16 protein-coding genes are annotated in these 13,974 nt (G+C 61.9%); all 16 read left to right on the top strand.

Annotated features, from left to right (window positions below; genetic code table 11):
* Nucleotides 1-7: 7 nt before the first annotated feature.
* A complete protein-coding gene (locus JHW40_RS14540; RefSeq protein WP_090613478.1) occupies nucleotides 8-604 on the top strand; it encodes a hypothetical protein in 597 nt (198 codons plus the stop codon).
* Nucleotides 601-1,032 (top strand): hypothetical protein, encoded by a 432-nt coding sequence (locus tag JHW40_RS14535; RefSeq protein ID WP_090613476.1) that lies wholly within the window; start codon nucleotides 601-603, stop codon nucleotides 1,030-1,032. Before JHW40_RS14540 ends, JHW40_RS14535 begins: the two co-directional genes overlap by 4 nt.
* Before the next feature lie 113 nt (nucleotides 1,033-1,145).
* The gene (locus JHW40_RS14530) at nucleotides 1,146-1,829 is read left to right on the top strand and encodes a terminase small subunit (RefSeq protein WP_272848997.1); all 684 of its coding nucleotides are present in this window, start codon (nucleotides 1,146-1,148) and stop codon (nucleotides 1,827-1,829) included.
* On the top strand, nucleotides 1,826-3,424 hold the full coding sequence (locus JHW40_RS14525) for a terminase large subunit (RefSeq protein ID WP_139208180.1): 1,599 nt from the start codon (nucleotides 1,826-1,828) through the stop codon (nucleotides 3,422-3,424). The genes JHW40_RS14530 and JHW40_RS14525 overlap by 4 nt, the downstream gene beginning before the upstream one ends.
* Nucleotides 3,421-3,693 carry a glutaredoxin family protein gene (locus JHW40_RS14520; RefSeq protein WP_090613467.1) on the top strand — a complete coding sequence of 91 codons (273 nt, stop codon included), beginning with the start codon at nucleotides 3,421-3,423 and terminating at the stop codon, nucleotides 3,691-3,693. Before JHW40_RS14525 ends, JHW40_RS14520 begins: the two co-directional genes overlap by 4 nt.
* Nucleotides 3,690-4,193 carry a hypothetical protein gene (locus tag JHW40_RS14515; protein ID WP_090613465.1) on the top strand — a complete coding sequence of 168 codons (504 nt, stop codon included), beginning with the start codon at nucleotides 3,690-3,692 and terminating at the stop codon, nucleotides 4,191-4,193. Before JHW40_RS14520 ends, JHW40_RS14515 begins: the two co-directional genes overlap by 4 nt.
* Nucleotides 4,180-6,441, top strand: coding sequence for a portal protein (locus tag JHW40_RS14510; protein ID WP_090613464.1), 2,262 nt, complete (start codon nucleotides 4,180-4,182; stop codon nucleotides 6,439-6,441). Before JHW40_RS14515 ends, JHW40_RS14510 begins: the two co-directional genes overlap by 14 nt.
* Nucleotides 6,438-7,520, top strand: a complete 1,083-nt coding sequence (locus JHW40_RS14505) for a hypothetical protein (RefSeq protein WP_090613452.1) — start codon at nucleotides 6,438-6,440, stop codon at nucleotides 7,518-7,520. The genes JHW40_RS14510 and JHW40_RS14505 overlap by 4 nt, the downstream gene beginning before the upstream one ends.
* Before the next feature lie 15 nt (nucleotides 7,521-7,535).
* A complete protein-coding gene (locus JHW40_RS14500) occupies nucleotides 7,536-7,703 on the top strand; it encodes a carbon storage regulator (RefSeq protein WP_139208179.1) in 168 nt (55 codons plus the stop codon).
* Between the two features lie 275 nt (nucleotides 7,704-7,978).
* Nucleotides 7,979-9,088 carry a N4-gp56 family major capsid protein gene (locus JHW40_RS14495; RefSeq protein WP_090613450.1) on the top strand — a complete coding sequence of 370 codons (1,110 nt, stop codon included), beginning with the start codon at nucleotides 7,979-7,981 and terminating at the stop codon, nucleotides 9,086-9,088.
* A gap of 59 nt (nucleotides 9,089-9,147) precedes the next feature.
* Nucleotides 9,148-9,594, top strand: a complete 447-nt coding sequence (locus JHW40_RS14490; RefSeq protein ID WP_090613449.1) for a hypothetical protein — start codon at nucleotides 9,148-9,150, stop codon at nucleotides 9,592-9,594.
* A gap of 61 nt (nucleotides 9,595-9,655) precedes the next feature.
* Nucleotides 9,656-10,183: a hypothetical protein gene (locus JHW40_RS14485; RefSeq protein WP_090613448.1), complete on the top strand. Its 528-nt coding sequence runs from the start codon at nucleotides 9,656-9,658 to the stop codon at nucleotides 10,181-10,183.
* Nucleotides 10,184-10,195: 12 nt separating this feature from the next.
* Nucleotides 10,196-10,912: a phage adaptor protein gene (locus tag JHW40_RS14480; RefSeq protein ID WP_090613444.1), complete on the top strand. Its 717-nt coding sequence runs from the start codon at nucleotides 10,196-10,198 to the stop codon at nucleotides 10,910-10,912.
* Between the two features lie 14 nt (nucleotides 10,913-10,926).
* Complete coding sequence (locus tag JHW40_RS14475) at nucleotides 10,927-11,577, top strand: hypothetical protein (protein ID WP_090613442.1); 651 nt, start codon at nucleotides 10,927-10,929, stop codon at nucleotides 11,575-11,577.
* The gene (locus JHW40_RS14470) at nucleotides 11,577-13,352 is read left to right on the top strand and encodes a hypothetical protein (protein WP_090613440.1); all 1,776 of its coding nucleotides are present in this window, start codon (nucleotides 11,577-11,579) and stop codon (nucleotides 13,350-13,352) included. The genes JHW40_RS14475 and JHW40_RS14470 overlap by 1 nt, the downstream gene beginning before the upstream one ends.
* Nucleotides 13,349-13,951 (top strand): hypothetical protein, encoded by a 603-nt coding sequence (locus JHW40_RS14465; protein WP_090613436.1) that lies wholly within the window; start codon nucleotides 13,349-13,351, stop codon nucleotides 13,949-13,951. Before JHW40_RS14470 ends, JHW40_RS14465 begins: the two co-directional genes overlap by 4 nt.
* The last annotated feature ends 23 nt before the right edge of the window (nucleotides 13,952-13,974 follow it).

The following is a 13,974-nucleotide window of genomic DNA, read 5'->3' as shown; positions in this document are numbered from 1 at the left end:
GATAACCATGTTCGACCTGCCCAAACTGACCGAAGCGATGGATGCCGCAGACCTCGCCGCCAAGGCCAACGAATTGCGAGATGCAATCGCAGCCGCTGACCGCATGTCCGGTGCGATGCTGAAACTGGCAAGCGCCGTCGCCAATTTCGAGGAAGAAACCGGAAACAGGATCTTCATCAGCCCCTGCCATGTCGGCGTCGATCTGGCAAAGCCCGGAAGCGATGAAACCGTGGTGACAGTGGTGGACATCAACCGCCCGGTTGAAATCGCGGACGAGGACGTGGACGACAGCGCCATGCCGACATGCCTGCGCGTCAGCAGCACACCCATGCCGCCCAATGCGTCAGAGATCCGAGCCCATCTGGAAAAACTCGCCCAGAAGGGCGGAAAATGGACGCAGCAACACGATCTGGAAATGCTTGATCGCGCAAAGGATGGGCAGAACGTCCGGGATATCGCCGCCGTCATGGAGTTCAGCCCCTCGTTCATCCGGCAGCGGTTCAATCTTCTGGTCGATACCACCCACGGCCAAGGCAACCGCTTCAAGCGCGACGACGTGCTGACTGTCCTGCATGCCATCAGCATCGAGAAGGCAACGGCATGAGCGCGATCATCGACACCAAGCTGTTGGCCCACGCAGCCCCGTTTTTCCGCGCAGGCAAGCCCATCGAACTGACTGTGGCCGATTATGCCGGCCGGGGCTGTGTCTCGGATCACAGCGCGCGCGGACGCATCAAGCGCATGATCGCTGGCGGCGTGGTCAAACTGGCTGATCGGAACAGGGCCGATCCGACAATCCACATCTACTCCCTTACTGAAGTTGGAGAAGCAGCCGCAGCGGCCTTCATCGCAGGGGATTACAATCCCGAGCCGGAACCCGCAAAGCCACCGGTCGAGGACAAGGAAAGCAAGCTGACGAAGCTGCTGAAGGCTGCCTTCCTCGCGCAGCCACAGTCTCGCAGGCACTCGGAAATGCTGTCCGAACTGCTGCTGAACGCTCTGACCAGCGGTCAGACGCCGGGACGGGCTTGAAAATGCTGGGGGCAAACAAGCCTCCGGCTTGCCTGTAACCGACCGTAACTGGACCCCGATATTTCGTAGCTTCGTTCCTTTTGTCCGCGCCTATTGCGAAATCTTGCCGAACCGTGGAAAATGTGAACCTGAACGGGAACCATTTATCCGCCAATGCGCAGGCGATCGAGGACCGAGACGTGGCAAAGTCACCGAACAAGTTGAACGACAAGCAAGCCGCATTTGCGAGGCGCTACGTCGTTCATTTCAACGGTGCCAAAGCCGCCATCGAGGCTGGATACAGCGAGAAGCGCGCCAAAGTGCAAGCCCATGAACTGATGGCTATGCCGCATGTGCAGGCCGAGGTCGCGCGCCTCACAGCCGCAAAGTCGGAGCGATCCGACATCGAGGCAGACGAGATTGTCGAGACGCTGGCGCACATCGTCCGGGCCGACATTCGCGATGTCATGGAATGGGGGCTGGAGGAAGTCGAGGACGACGAAGGCTTGCCCGTGACCATGCCGAATGGTGAAGCCCTCATGCGGCCATTCGTGCGCCCCGTCGCCAGTCAAGACCTGCCGCGGCGCCTTAGCTGCGCCGTGGCCGAAGTCAGCATGACCGACAAGGGCAGCTTCAAAATCAAGATGCACGACAAGGGGGCCGCCATCGACAAGCTGATGCGCCACCTTGGCATGTTCGAGAAGGACAACCGGCAGGTTGCCGACGGGCTGGCCGACCTTATCGCAGCTGCGCAGGGCACCACGATCCCGATTGCCACGCGCAACGCGCCACAGCGGGCCGAGGGCGGCGATGAATGAGCCGTTGGGCAACACCGCTACCGGCGCCACTCTCCGCGCCGACGACGGCAGAGGAATGGGCACGGTGCCTGGCCGACCCGTTCTGGCGCATCTGTTCCGGCGTCCTCTACAAGATCATGATCAAGGGCGACGATCAGGAAGCCGAGGAATCGCCCGTCACCGTCCTGCCGTTCCTGCCCAACATCAACCAGCTGCGCTTCCTGCACGGGCTGCACGATCGCAACGTGATCCTCAAAGCCCGCCAGCTGGGTTTCACCACGATGGCCAGCGTCATGGCGCTGGATCGGTGCCTGTGGGTTCCCAACCAGCGGTGCGGGATCATCGCGCACAATCTGGACGCAGCAGCGGAGATCCTGCGCGACAAGGTGAAGTTCGCCTATCTGAACCTGCCCGATCCGCTGCGCGACAGGATGCCGCTGACCCGCGAAAGTGCCAAGGAACTGCTGTTCGGCCACAACAACAGCAGCCTGCGCGTGGCGACCTCGATGCGATCGGGCACGATCCACTTCCTGCACATCAGCGAGATGGGGAAGATCGCCAAGCGATACCCGGAAAAGGCGGTGGAAATCGTCACGGGCTCGCTGCCCGCCGTGCCGAAATCCGGCATCGCAACGATCGAATCCACCGCCGAGGGGCAGGAAGGCGAGTTTCACAAGATCGCTACGAGGGCCGAGAACATGGCTAAGGCAGGCGTCCAGCCGGGCCCCGGCCAGTTCTTGTTCCACTTCTTCCCGTGGTATCTCGATCCGGGCTATGTCGCTGACCCCAAGCACGTCCGCATCAGCCTCAAGCAGCACGAATATTTCGATTCCATCGAGGAATCGGAGGGCGTCGAGATCATGCTGCCCCAGCGCGCTTGGTATGTGAACAAGCTGGAGCATGATTTCTCGGGCGACCAGTTCAAGATGTTCCAGGAAATGCCCTCGACCCCGGCCGAATGCTGGGCGAAGTCCACCGAAGGAACATGGTTGACCGTCCAACTGGACGCGGCGCGGGCTGCCGGCCGGATCGGCAAGGTGCCATATCTGCCCAGCCTGCCGGTCCATTCGGCATGGGACATCGGGTCAGGCGACGGCACCGGCATCTGGCTTTTCCAGCAGGTCGGGCTGGCCACCCATTTCATTCGCTACATCGAGGATTGGGCCAAGGGCTACAGCCATTACGTCAACCAGATGCGCAGCACCGGCTGGCTGTTCGGGGAACACCTGCTGCCACACGACGCCGCGCAAGAACGCCAGCTTGTCGATAAGGTCGGCGCGCCTATCCAGATGCTGACCGAACTGGCCCCTGACTGGCGCTGGCGCATCGTCCCACGCGTCCATGACTTCACCGCTGGCATCACCATGCTGCGGAATCGTATGGCCGAGGCGTGGTTTGACGAGGAAGGCTGCAAGGAAGGCATCCAGCACCTGACCCTCTACCGCAAGAAGTTCAACACGCGGCTGGGCATGTTCTACGACGAGCCCGAGAAGCACGACGGCCATTCCGAGGCGCCCGACGCCCTGCGCCAGTGGGCGCAAGGATGGAACCCCAGCCACGCAACAGGAAGTACCACGGCCAAAAAACGCCGCAAAACATCGGGAATGACCGCATGACAATCACCATCTATACCAAGCCGGATTGCGGCCCATGCCTCGCGACCAAGCACGCCTTGGCCGCCAGAGGCATCCCATTCAACACGGTGGACCTGACAGCAGACCCCGAGGCGCTGGCCCGCGTCACCCGTATGGGATACCGCAGCGCGCCCGTCGTCATCGTGTCAGAGTCCGAGCATTGGTCTGGCTTCGATCTGGCCCGCATCACCGATCTGGCTGAGCGCATGATCTATGCCGGCGCCACGCAGGACGAGGGGAATGACGCATGAGCGCCCCCCGCATCCTGTCCCTCGACGCGCGGCCCGTTCTCGATCTGCAATTCAGGGCCTTTGAAACCGTGACGCGCGGCATTCGCGTAATCGGATCGTGGTATATGGACCCCGTGTCCCGGCAGACAGAGCCTTGCCTTGTGCTGCTCGATGCCAACCGCCCCGTGCGACCGGGCCGCACCATCCCGTGCATCATCCCGCTGTCCGACATGTGGAAGTGGACCCGCGAAATGGGTGATCCCGCCCACGTCGCCCGCGTCGTTCATGACTGGATAAGTTCGGGCGCGCTGCCCGGCGTCCCTGACGACAGGTCAGACGCCTTCCGCATCTTCGACGCCGTGCAGTCTCGCCTGCGTGATCTGTGGTCCATGCCGCCTCTGCCCCCGAAGGCGGCCATCAAGCACGGGGCAATCCCCGTGGGCGAAATCGAAATCACCGAGAGGGAATCCGGCAAAACGGTTCAGGAAATCGAGGTGGTGGCCAGCAATGTTCGAGATTGATTTCAGCGGCGGGCAGATACTGTCCGAAAAGGGGCGCAGCTATCAGGCGCCCGGCGAAGTGCTGTTCAAGGCCGACGGGGCGAAAGCGCAGGCCAGCCGCCATGTCAGCCTGGACGAGAACGGCCGCATCCATCCCCTCGATGAAGCCGACGCCATGCGCCTGCATCGCCGCCTGCTGGCGACCTATCGCTATGAACTCGAAAGGCAGTCCGAGAACCGCGCGGAAATGGCGCTGGACGAGGATATGTATGACCACATCCAATGGACAGCCGAGGAAGTTGCCGCCCTGCGGGAGCGGGGCCAGACCCCCATCGTGTTCAACCTCATTCAGACCACGATCAATTGGGTGCTGGGATCGCAACGCCGGGCAAGCATGGATTACAAGATCCTGCCCCGTCGTGAGGAAGGGCTGAAGCCCGCGCAGCGCAAAGACGAATTGATGCGCCACCTGCGCGACGAGAACCATTCGCTTGAGGCGCGCGCCGCCGGCTTCGCTGATGCCGTCAAGGCCGGTGTGGGCTGGATCGAGACAGGCGAAGGCGATCCGACCGACGGGCCCATCGTGTTCGAGCGCCACGAGGGTTGGCGCAACATGCTGTGGGACAGCCGGGCAAAGCAGATGGATCTGCAAGACGCCCGATATATCTGCCGCACGAAATGGCTGGATTTCGACATCGCATCCGCCCTCTGGCCACAACGCAAGGGCCTGCTGCGCCTGTCCACCGAGGGCAACCTTCTGTCGTCGATCGCTGGCCTGTCCGATTACGGCGATGACCCGATGGACTCATCCGAGGACGACAGCCGTTTCAGCGCGCCCGTGACCAGCGGCGGCAACGCAATTCGGCACCGGATCCGCTGCATGGAAATGTGGTATAAGGAGCCGAAAATGGTCCCGGTGATGAAGGGCGGGGATTTTCACCGGGAACTGTTCGATCCGTGGTCAGAGGGCCATTGGTATGATCTGGAACAGGGCCGGGCCACGCTGATCGAGCGACCGCGCGAACTGATCCACGTCGCGCTCATGACCGAAAAAGGCCTGCTGGATGTGCGGCAATCGCCATATCGGCACAACCGTTTCCCATTCACCCCGATCTGGGGCTATCGGCGCAGCCGTGACGGAATGCCCTATGGCATCATCAGGGGGCTGCGCGACATCCAGCGCGACCTGAACAAGCGCGCATCCAAGGCGCTGCATTACCTGTCCAGCACGCAGGTCAAGGTTCAGGAAGGCGCTGTTGACGACATCGAGGAACTGCGCACGGAGGCGGGCCGCCCCGACTCGGTGATCGTTTACAAGCAAGGTTATCAACCCCCTGACATCAAATCAGATGCGGAAATGGCCTCGGCCCATATCGACCTGATGCAGATGGACGCCAACATGATCCAGCAGGTCGGCGGCGTCACCAACGAGAACTTGGGCCGCGACACCAACGCCACATCGGGCCGGGCCATCCTCGCCAAGCAGGATCAGGGCCAGCTGGCCACGAGCATTTTCTTCGACAACTTCCGCTTCGCCATGCGCCTGAATGGGGAAAAGCTGCTGACCAACATCGAACAGTTTTACACCGACGAACAGCAATTCCGCATCACCGACACCCGCGGCAACCCGCAATATGTGACGATCAATGATGGAACGTTCCCGAACGCGATCAGCCTGTTCAAAGCCGACTTCATCATTGACGAGGAAGATTGGCGCGCGACCAGTCGTCAGGCGCAGGCCGAGCAGCTGATGAACCTGATGCGCGAACTCGCCGCCACCGCGCCTCAGATCGTCATCAAGTGTCTGGATCTCGTGATTGAATCCATGGACATGCCCAAGCGTGACGAACTGGTGAAGCGCATCCGGCAGGAAACCGGCGTGTCAGACCCCGACGAAGATCCGAACAACCCCAGCCCGGAAACCATCGCCCAGCAGAAGGCCGCCGAAAAGGCCGCCCAGATGCAGGAACGCGCCATGATGGCCCAGATCGAGGGCGAGGAAGCCAAGACCGCCAAGACCCGCGCCGACGCCGCCCGCTCGTTGCTAGGGCTGCGCACCGACAATCTGGATCAGATCAATGCCGCCGTGGATGCCGCGATCAAGCTGGGCGGTGCGCCGGCCGTCGCGCGTGCCGTCGATGCCATGATGCGGCAGGCGACCGAAGAAGCGTTCGCGGCCGGGCAACTGGCCGCCCCGCAACAACCCGAGCAAACCCCGGCCTCCCCGGCCACCCCTGACCCCGCAGCACAAGGAATGATGCCGCAATGACCGACCAGAACACCCCCGATGCCCTCGACCTGACCGGTGCTGACGACGACGCGCTGAAAGCCATGGGCCTGCCCGCCAGTTTCACGCTGGATAGCCTGAAAGACCATCTGGAGCCCGAGGAAATCGCCCGGCTGGCTGAAGGTGACGATCCGATCACCACGCTGCCGGATGAGAAGGCGGAAGATTCTGCCGTATCCGACGACGACGGCGGCGACGACGACGGCGAAACGGACGACGAGGCAAAGGATGAGGGCGACGGCGAAGGCGACGACGATAACGCGGCCCAAGAAGGCGAGGAAGAAGCCGCGCAAGCCGACGACACCCCCGACCCGGTGTTCCAGCCGACCGATGTATCGGCGGAACAGGCTATAGTCGATGCCGCCGCCACCAAGCGCAAGGAACTGCGCGAGGCTTACAGCGACGGCGACATGACCGACGAGGAATATGACGAGCAGCTTGACGCGCTGAACGACAAGATTGCCGAGGCGAAAGCTGCGATCAAGACCGCAGAGCGACAAGACGAACAGGCGCTGAAAGGCGTGCAGGAGGTCTGGTTCGGCAAAACCAAGGCATTCATGGATGCCCATCCCGCCTTTGCCGACAACACCGCAAAGCAGGAATACGGCGGGGATTCGTCGCTGGTCCTGTTCGACCGGGCTTTGCGCGTTGTCACCGGCCGCCCGGAGTATGCCAAGCTGTCGATGGATCAGAAGATCGAGATCGGCGCGCGCATGGTCCGCGACCACATCAAGAGCCTGACCGGCGAGGAAGCCGCCGAGTTCAGCCTGAAAAAGCCGGGCAAAGCGCCAAAGACAACCGACAAGCAAGCGAAGGGCGAGACGGAGGCTGGAAAGGCCGCCGATAAGGCCGATCCGCTGGGCCGCGCCAAAGAGGCAGTCGAAAAGCAGGGCAAGCGGCGGCAGGCGCTGCAAACCCTCGCCAATGTCAGCGCAGCAACCGACATCGATGCCAGCGACGGGCGGTTCTCGGCCATCGACCGGGCCGACGGGCTGGAGGCGGAAGCTGCGTTCGAGTCCATGAGCAAGGCCGAGCAAGAAGCCTATCTTCGCGGCGCATAACGGGGCACAGCCAACATGCTGATCAAAAACATATCCGCGTCATCACCGATCCGCGTCAAGGTCGGTGACATCGAGGTGGTGATCTTCCGCATCGGTGAACGCTCATCCAAGATCGGCGTGGCGGCCCCGAAGGATATGCCCATCATCATCGAGAACGACGAGACAGTGAAATCCCGGCGATAGTTGACGCGCAGTCGTCGCCCGAGGGCCCGCCCGGAAACGGCGCGGGCCCTTCCCATACCAGTTTGATCGGTTCGGAGTCTGCGATCACATACCTGACCCTAAAACGCGGAGCGCAGGGCGGGCATGGCCGCAGGCCACGATTGATCATCATTTGTGAACCGATGTGTGAACCGTTGCGCGAACCGGAGGGGCTGTGATAAACCGATAACTGACTGAACGCATAGGAAGTGCCGACAGGTCGCAAACCAAGTGTCTGTGATCATAAGGAGACTTCCATGCAGACCGTTATCGGAGTGGGCGATCCGCGCGCCGTAAAGCGTTGGGCGACCAGCCTCGCCACCGACACCGAGAAGATGATCTACTTCTCGCGCTTTGTCGGCAAAGGCGAAAACAACATCATCGAGCGCAAGGTGGACCTTGAGTCCGACGCGGGCGACCGGATCAGCTTCGATCTGTCCATGCGCCTGCGCGGCGGCATGACCTATGGTGACGATACCGTGGAAGGGAAGGAAGAAAACCTGACCTTCTACACGGATGAGGTTCGTATCGACCAAGCCCGGAAGGGCGCGGATGCTGGCGGGCGCATGACCCGCAAGCGCACGCTGCACGATCTGCGCCAGATCGCCAAGGACCGCACCGCCGAATACACCGCGGAATGGTTCGATGAACTGTATTTCCTCTACCTGTCCGGTGACGCCACGTTCGCCGCGATCAATGAGGACAAGAAACTGACCACCGCCTTCGCGGGCAACCCCATTCAGGCGCCCGACGCCGCGCACATGGCCTATGCCGGAGCCGCGACATCGAAGGCCACTCTGACCGCAGCCGACACGATGTCGCGCGACCTGATCGAGCGCGTGTCCGTCATGCCTCGGATGATGAACGCGGTTGACCCGGACGTTGTGAAGATGACCCCGGTCAACGTCGATGGCGGCAAGCATTTCGTGATGCTGATGTCGCCCTTCCAGGCGCACAGTCTGCGGATCGAAAAAGGCGAGTTGACCTGGGCCGACATCCAGAAGGCCGCCGCTGGCGCCGAGGGCCGCAACAACCCGCTGTTCAAGGGCGCGCTGGGGATGCTGAACGATGTCGTGCTGCACCAGCATGAGAACGTCCTGCGGTTCAGCGACTATGGCGCTGGCTCGAACGTCGATGCCGCACGCGCGCTGTTCCTCGGCCGTCAGGCTGGCGTCGTCGCATATGGCGAGGCAGGCAACGGCACCCGCTTCCAGTGGGAGGAAGAACTGAAGGACGCCAAGAACCGTGTCGCCATCTATGCCGGCGTGATCGCTGGCGTGAAAAAGACCCGGTTCAATGGGCGCGACTTCGGCGTGATCGCTGTCGATACCGCCGCCCGCAACCCGAACCCGGCCGTCGCCGCCTAAGACCCGATGCCCGGCATGGTGCCGGGCTTCACCCCCAAACCAGAACGGAGATTATCGCCATGGCGATCAAGAAATCCACCTACACCGGGGGCAACGGTCGCAGCCAACTGCCCTCGCCCTATGTCGCGAACGTTGCAACGGAAGTGCTGATCACTCACAACTTCCGCGAAGCCATCGCAACCACCGACATCCTCGAACTGGCCTATCTGCCCGCCTATTGCCGCATCCTTGATGCGACGATTGTGGCGGTCGGGACCGGTGATGCTGATGTCGATGTCGGTTTCATGACCGGGGAGGTCGGCTCGCCCGATGCTGACCGGACCTCGGGTGACGAGATCTTTGACGGAGTGACCCCGACCACCGAGACCAGCGCGCCGCTGATCGACCTTGCCGGGCTGGCGTCGTCCGAGATCCCGCGATCCATCGGCGTCGTGTTCACCGAGGCTGTGTCGGCCAACCCGGCGAACAGGCTTGTGCTGCGGCTGCGCTACGCCACCGGATCGTAAGCACCCCTGCGGCCCCCCAAGCGCGGGGGCCGCTTTCCATCACGCCCAGAGGGATTGTCCCATGAAAATCGAAAGCATCATCCGTCGCCCCGGTGGGACCAACATCACCCTTGGCGCGACCGAGTATCATTTCAAGCCGGAAGGCCCCGATCCGCGCCATGTCGCTATCGTGGCCGACGAGGCGCACGCGCGCGTGCTGCTGTCCATTGCGGAAGGCTATCGCGCCCTTGATCACATCCCGGCTGCGCCCGTGACGTTGGACGAGGCCCGCGCCGCGCTGGACGAGGCTTTCCCCGGCCGCCCATTCGATCACCTGCTGAACGATGGCAGCGTGCCCCAGCCCGTGCCCCAACCCGAACCCCAGCCGGAACCGGAACCGGAGCCGGAACAGAGCCAGATCGGAGCCGAACCGGAGCCGGAAGGTGAAGATGAGGATAAGCAGGACGATGAACCTGCCGGCACCCTTCCCGACGACGAGGCCGCCCTGCGCGCCCAATTCGAGGAACTGATCGGGCGCAAGCCACACGCGAACATGCGCATCGACACCATGAAGGCACAGATCGAAGCCGCCATGGCCGAGCGCCAGTAAGGAGCATCTGCTATGTCGTTCACCGCCGCCGACGTGATGCGCCGCGCATCCACCATCCTGCAAGACGCTGATGCCGTCCACTGGACCGCCGTCGAACTTCGCGATTGGCTCAATGAGGGCATGAGGGCAATCGTCACGATCAAGCCCAATGCCAAGACCGAGTCCATGGTGCTGACATTGGTCAGCGGCACCAAGCAATCGCTGCCGGAAAACGTGATGATCCTGTCGAAGATCGTCCGCAACGTTGGCACCTCGCCCGGCAATGCACCGGGCAAGGCGATCCGAACGCTGGCCCGCCGCGAGATCATTGATGCCCAGATCCCCGACTGGCACAGCACGAGCGGGCTGGCCTATTCCGCGGTAGTGGATATGGCGTTCCAAGACCCCATGAGCCCGCGTGAGTTCTACGTGATCCCGGGCAACACGGGCAGCGGCAGGATCGAGGCAATCGTGGGCATCCTGCCGACGCCGGTCCCGACGCCATCAAGCGGTGTGCTGGACGTGTCCAGCTATACCGCTGTGGTGCCGCTGGCCGACGAGTATCAGGGCATTCTGCTTGATTTCGTGCTATTCCGTGCATTCTCGAAGGACAGCGCAGCCCCCGATGCCGCCAATCGCGCGCAGGCTCATCTGGCGCTGGCGAACCAATCCTTGCAGGCCCTCGGGGTCGCGCAGGCAACAATGTCGCTGGCAAACGCATACGGTCCCGTCGGCGTCTCGCAACAATAAGGGGATGAAACGTCATGCCCGTCGATATGGCCCGCACAAAGGCGTTCCTGCCGCTGATCCTGCCGTTCTGCCCGGAATGTCCTGACTTCCTGGCCGAGCAGCACGCGAGGTTCGCGGCGATCGAGTTTTGCGAGCGGAGCCGGGCGTGGCGGCATCTGACCACGGTTGAGATTACCGGCGCGGCGGGCACCCCTGTCGCGCCGGATGTCGCTGCAATCCACGAGATCGAGTTTGCCAAGTTCAACGGCAAGCCACTGACGCCTGTGCAGTTCAGCACCATTGAGGCCGCATCTGTCGGCCTGCCGCGCTATGTCACGCAGGTTTCCCCGAACGAACTGACTGTCAGCCCCTTCGAGGAACCCGGCACGCTGGAGGTTTCGGTTTTCCTCAAGCCCCTTACGGGCAGCGAGTTCAGCACCGACCTTAACGACCCGCTGTTTGACCGCTTCAACGTCGTCCCGCAATTCATGGTGGACATCCACGGCGGCACCATCGCTGCTGGCGCGCTGGCCAAGCTTCTGTCGATCCCGCGCGAGCCATGGACCGATGAACGCAAGGCCGCGCGGTATGCGATCGAGTTCCGCGAGCGGTTGGACAATGCGTTCCGCTGGAACATGCGTGGCCAGCAGCGCGCGCCGATCCGCACAGTGTTCCGAGATTTCTGATGGCGACTCTCGACTTCACCATCTTTGACGGCGAAACCCCCCGGATCGCGCCGCACCTTCTGCCGGAACAAAAGGCCGTCCTTGCCAGCAATGCCCGTCTGACTGGTGGATCTCTGAAACCGATGCGGGGTCATAATCTGGTCCACCAGTACCAGCATGACCTGAACGCAATCTATCGTTACGGAAACACATGGCTGGGCTGGGCTGGCCGGGCGAATTGCGTTCCGGGTCCGATTGATGCCGACCGCCTATACATTACGCGCGAAACCGCATCCCCACAGGTCTATATGGGCGCCACGCTGGAGCCGCTTGCCTTCGATCGCGTGGCAACCCGGCCGTCGGTAACGCTGTCGGGAACCGTAGACGATGATACGGCCGAAACGGTCATGTATGCTTATACGATCGTCTCGATCTATGGCGAGGAAACGGCTCCCTCCAACCTTAGCCTGCCCCGGAAGTTCAGCGAGGGAACCCAGATCACCGTCAGCGATATGCCCGGATCTACGGTCCAGAACGGCCGGATGATCCTGCATAAGAGGCTCTATCGCAGCCAGACCAGCGCGGCCGGCGTGACCGATCTGTATTACATCGCGACCGTGCCTGTTCTGGACACAACCTTTGTCGATGTGTTCGGAGAAAACCCGATCGCCGAGCCGTGCCCCACGAAAGACTTTCTGCCAGCACCGAACGACCTGCGCGGGCTGACCGGCATGGCGAATGGCATCATGGCCGGGTTTCGCGGCAAAGAGATCCTGTTCTGCGAACCATACCAGCCGCATGCATGGCCGGATGGCTATCGCTTGGTATGCGATTACAGCATTGTCGGTCTCTGCGCCGTCGGCACGTCTTTGATCGTTCTGACAAAGGGTGCCCCCTACATCATCCAAGGTTTGCACCCGGACAGCATGGCGATGCAGAAGGTTGAAAGCATCCTGCCATGCCTGACACCCGACTCCATTGTGGATATGGGGGCATATGCAATCTATGCCTCAAACGAGGGTCTGGTGCAGATCAGCGAGGGCGGCGCCCAGCTGATCACTCGGGATCTGTGGGCCAAGGATGACTGGCAGGCGCTGGCAAACGCCGAGTATTTCGCGGCGGGGCGATACGGCGATGCCTATATCTTTTCGACATGGGATGCTAACCCGAGCAGGCGGTTTACATTCATCGTCAACGTGACCGGCGACCAGCCATCACTTGTACGATGCACGGAACTGTATCGCCTGTTCTGGAACAACCCGACGAACAACTTTACCTTCTGTGTCCCGCAGTCGGATACAGATGCCATCTATCGGTTCGACGCGCCTTCTGGCGACACGCTGCAAGCAATCTGGCGTTCAAAGCCGTTTCGCTACACCGCCCCGGTCAATTACAGCGCCGGGCTGGTTGAGGCTGGAGCCGCATCGACACCGCACCGCCCAAGCGGGACGATCGACCTGATCGCGATAGACGAGTTCACGGCCACCCTGGACGATCTGACGTTCACGAATGACGGTCCCTATCGGATCAACGCCACGATACCCGATGAATTGATCCTATGGGAAAACGAGTTCCGAGTTTCCGTCCAGACGGAAGAAGGATCATGGGGCGGCGCCGAGGGATTCGAGATCCGGTTCTATGGCGACGGGAACCTGATCTATACCAAGACCGGGGGCGCCAACACCCCGTTCAGGCTGCCTGCGGGCCGATACCGTGAATGGCAGATCGAGATCCGCAGCACGGTCGAAATCATCCGCGTTGCAATCGGGCAATCTCTTTCGGAGGTCTGGAGATGATGCAGAAGGGAAACGTCCGCACCGGTAATATCTTCAATGCCAAGGTCGAGGAACTGCTTGGCGAACGCGGTCCCAAGGACAAGCAGGCGGTGCGTTATGGCGAATTGCAAAAGGCGGTGGATGCCGCGCTGTTCGTTGCGGACCGCAGGGCGAAGGTCGAGGCGAGGAAGGCCGCCGCCGCGGCCCGCTCGATCTATGGCATATCCTCGACCCCGGTTGCCGATGTCCTGGTCAACAGTACGCGCAATCAGGCAAACCCGCTGACCATCCTGTCGGATTCCGTTGCCGGTTTTGAGGACGGCGGGTTCATCGCGACGTTCGAGGGCTACACCGACAACACCCATGTCAGCAATTCATTCTCGACCATCATCATGTCGATCAACGGCGTTGAGGTCGCGCGCACCAAGACCGGCGTGCGCTCGCCCGATGCGGACATGTCAGGGATGTTCCCCTTCGCGCTGACCGGGGTTTTCAACACGCCCAACGTGACGCCGACCGTTACCGTGATCGCCTATGCGACGGAGTGGAACGACGAAACCACCACCACGGCCGGTTACTACATCCGGCAGGGGCGGCTGGTCATATCCGGGGGGCAGTAATGCGCCCGGCTGAAAGAGAGAGG

It is taken from the genome of Paracoccus alcaliphilus (assembly GCF_028553725.1).
GTDB classification, from domain to species: Bacteria; Pseudomonadota; Alphaproteobacteria; order Rhodobacterales; family Rhodobacteraceae; genus Paracoccus; species Paracoccus alcaliphilus.
Note: the sequence above shows the minus strand (reverse complement) of the source record. Positions and strands in the feature narration are given on the sequence as shown.

Coding starts and splice junctions, on each gene's coding strand:
- JHW40_RS14540 (WP_090613478.1), top strand. CDS start 8: ATGTTCGACCTGCCCAAACTGACCGAAGCGATGGATGCCGCAGACCTC.
- JHW40_RS14535 (WP_090613476.1), top strand. CDS start 601: ATGAGCGCGATCATCGACACCAAGCTGTTGGCCCACGCAGCCCCGTTT.
- JHW40_RS14525 (WP_139208180.1), top strand. CDS start 1,826: ATGAGCCGTTGGGCAACACCGCTACCGGCGCCACTCTCCGCGCCGACG.
- JHW40_RS14520 (WP_090613467.1), top strand. CDS start 3,421: ATGACAATCACCATCTATACCAAGCCGGATTGCGGCCCATGCCTCGCG.
- JHW40_RS14515 (WP_090613465.1), top strand. CDS start 3,690: ATGAGCGCCCCCCGCATCCTGTCCCTCGACGCGCGGCCCGTTCTCGAT.
- JHW40_RS14510 (WP_090613464.1), top strand. CDS start 4,180: ATGTTCGAGATTGATTTCAGCGGCGGGCAGATACTGTCCGAAAAGGGG.
- JHW40_RS14505 (WP_090613452.1), top strand. CDS start 6,438: ATGACCGACCAGAACACCCCCGATGCCCTCGACCTGACCGGTGCTGAC.
- JHW40_RS14500 (WP_139208179.1), top strand. CDS start 7,536: ATGCTGATCAAAAACATATCCGCGTCATCACCGATCCGCGTCAAGGTC.
- JHW40_RS14495 (WP_090613450.1), top strand. CDS start 7,979: ATGCAGACCGTTATCGGAGTGGGCGATCCGCGCGCCGTAAAGCGTTGG.
- JHW40_RS14490 (WP_090613449.1), top strand. CDS start 9,148: ATGGCGATCAAGAAATCCACCTACACCGGGGGCAACGGTCGCAGCCAA.
- JHW40_RS14485 (WP_090613448.1), top strand. CDS start 9,656: ATGAAAATCGAAAGCATCATCCGTCGCCCCGGTGGGACCAACATCACC.
- JHW40_RS14480 (WP_090613444.1), top strand. CDS start 10,196: ATGTCGTTCACCGCCGCCGACGTGATGCGCCGCGCATCCACCATCCTG.
- JHW40_RS14475 (WP_090613442.1), top strand. CDS start 10,927: ATGCCCGTCGATATGGCCCGCACAAAGGCGTTCCTGCCGCTGATCCTG.
- JHW40_RS14470 (WP_090613440.1), top strand. CDS start 11,577: ATGGCGACTCTCGACTTCACCATCTTTGACGGCGAAACCCCCCGGATC.
- JHW40_RS14465 (WP_090613436.1), top strand. CDS start 13,349: ATGATGCAGAAGGGAAACGTCCGCACCGGTAATATCTTCAATGCCAAG.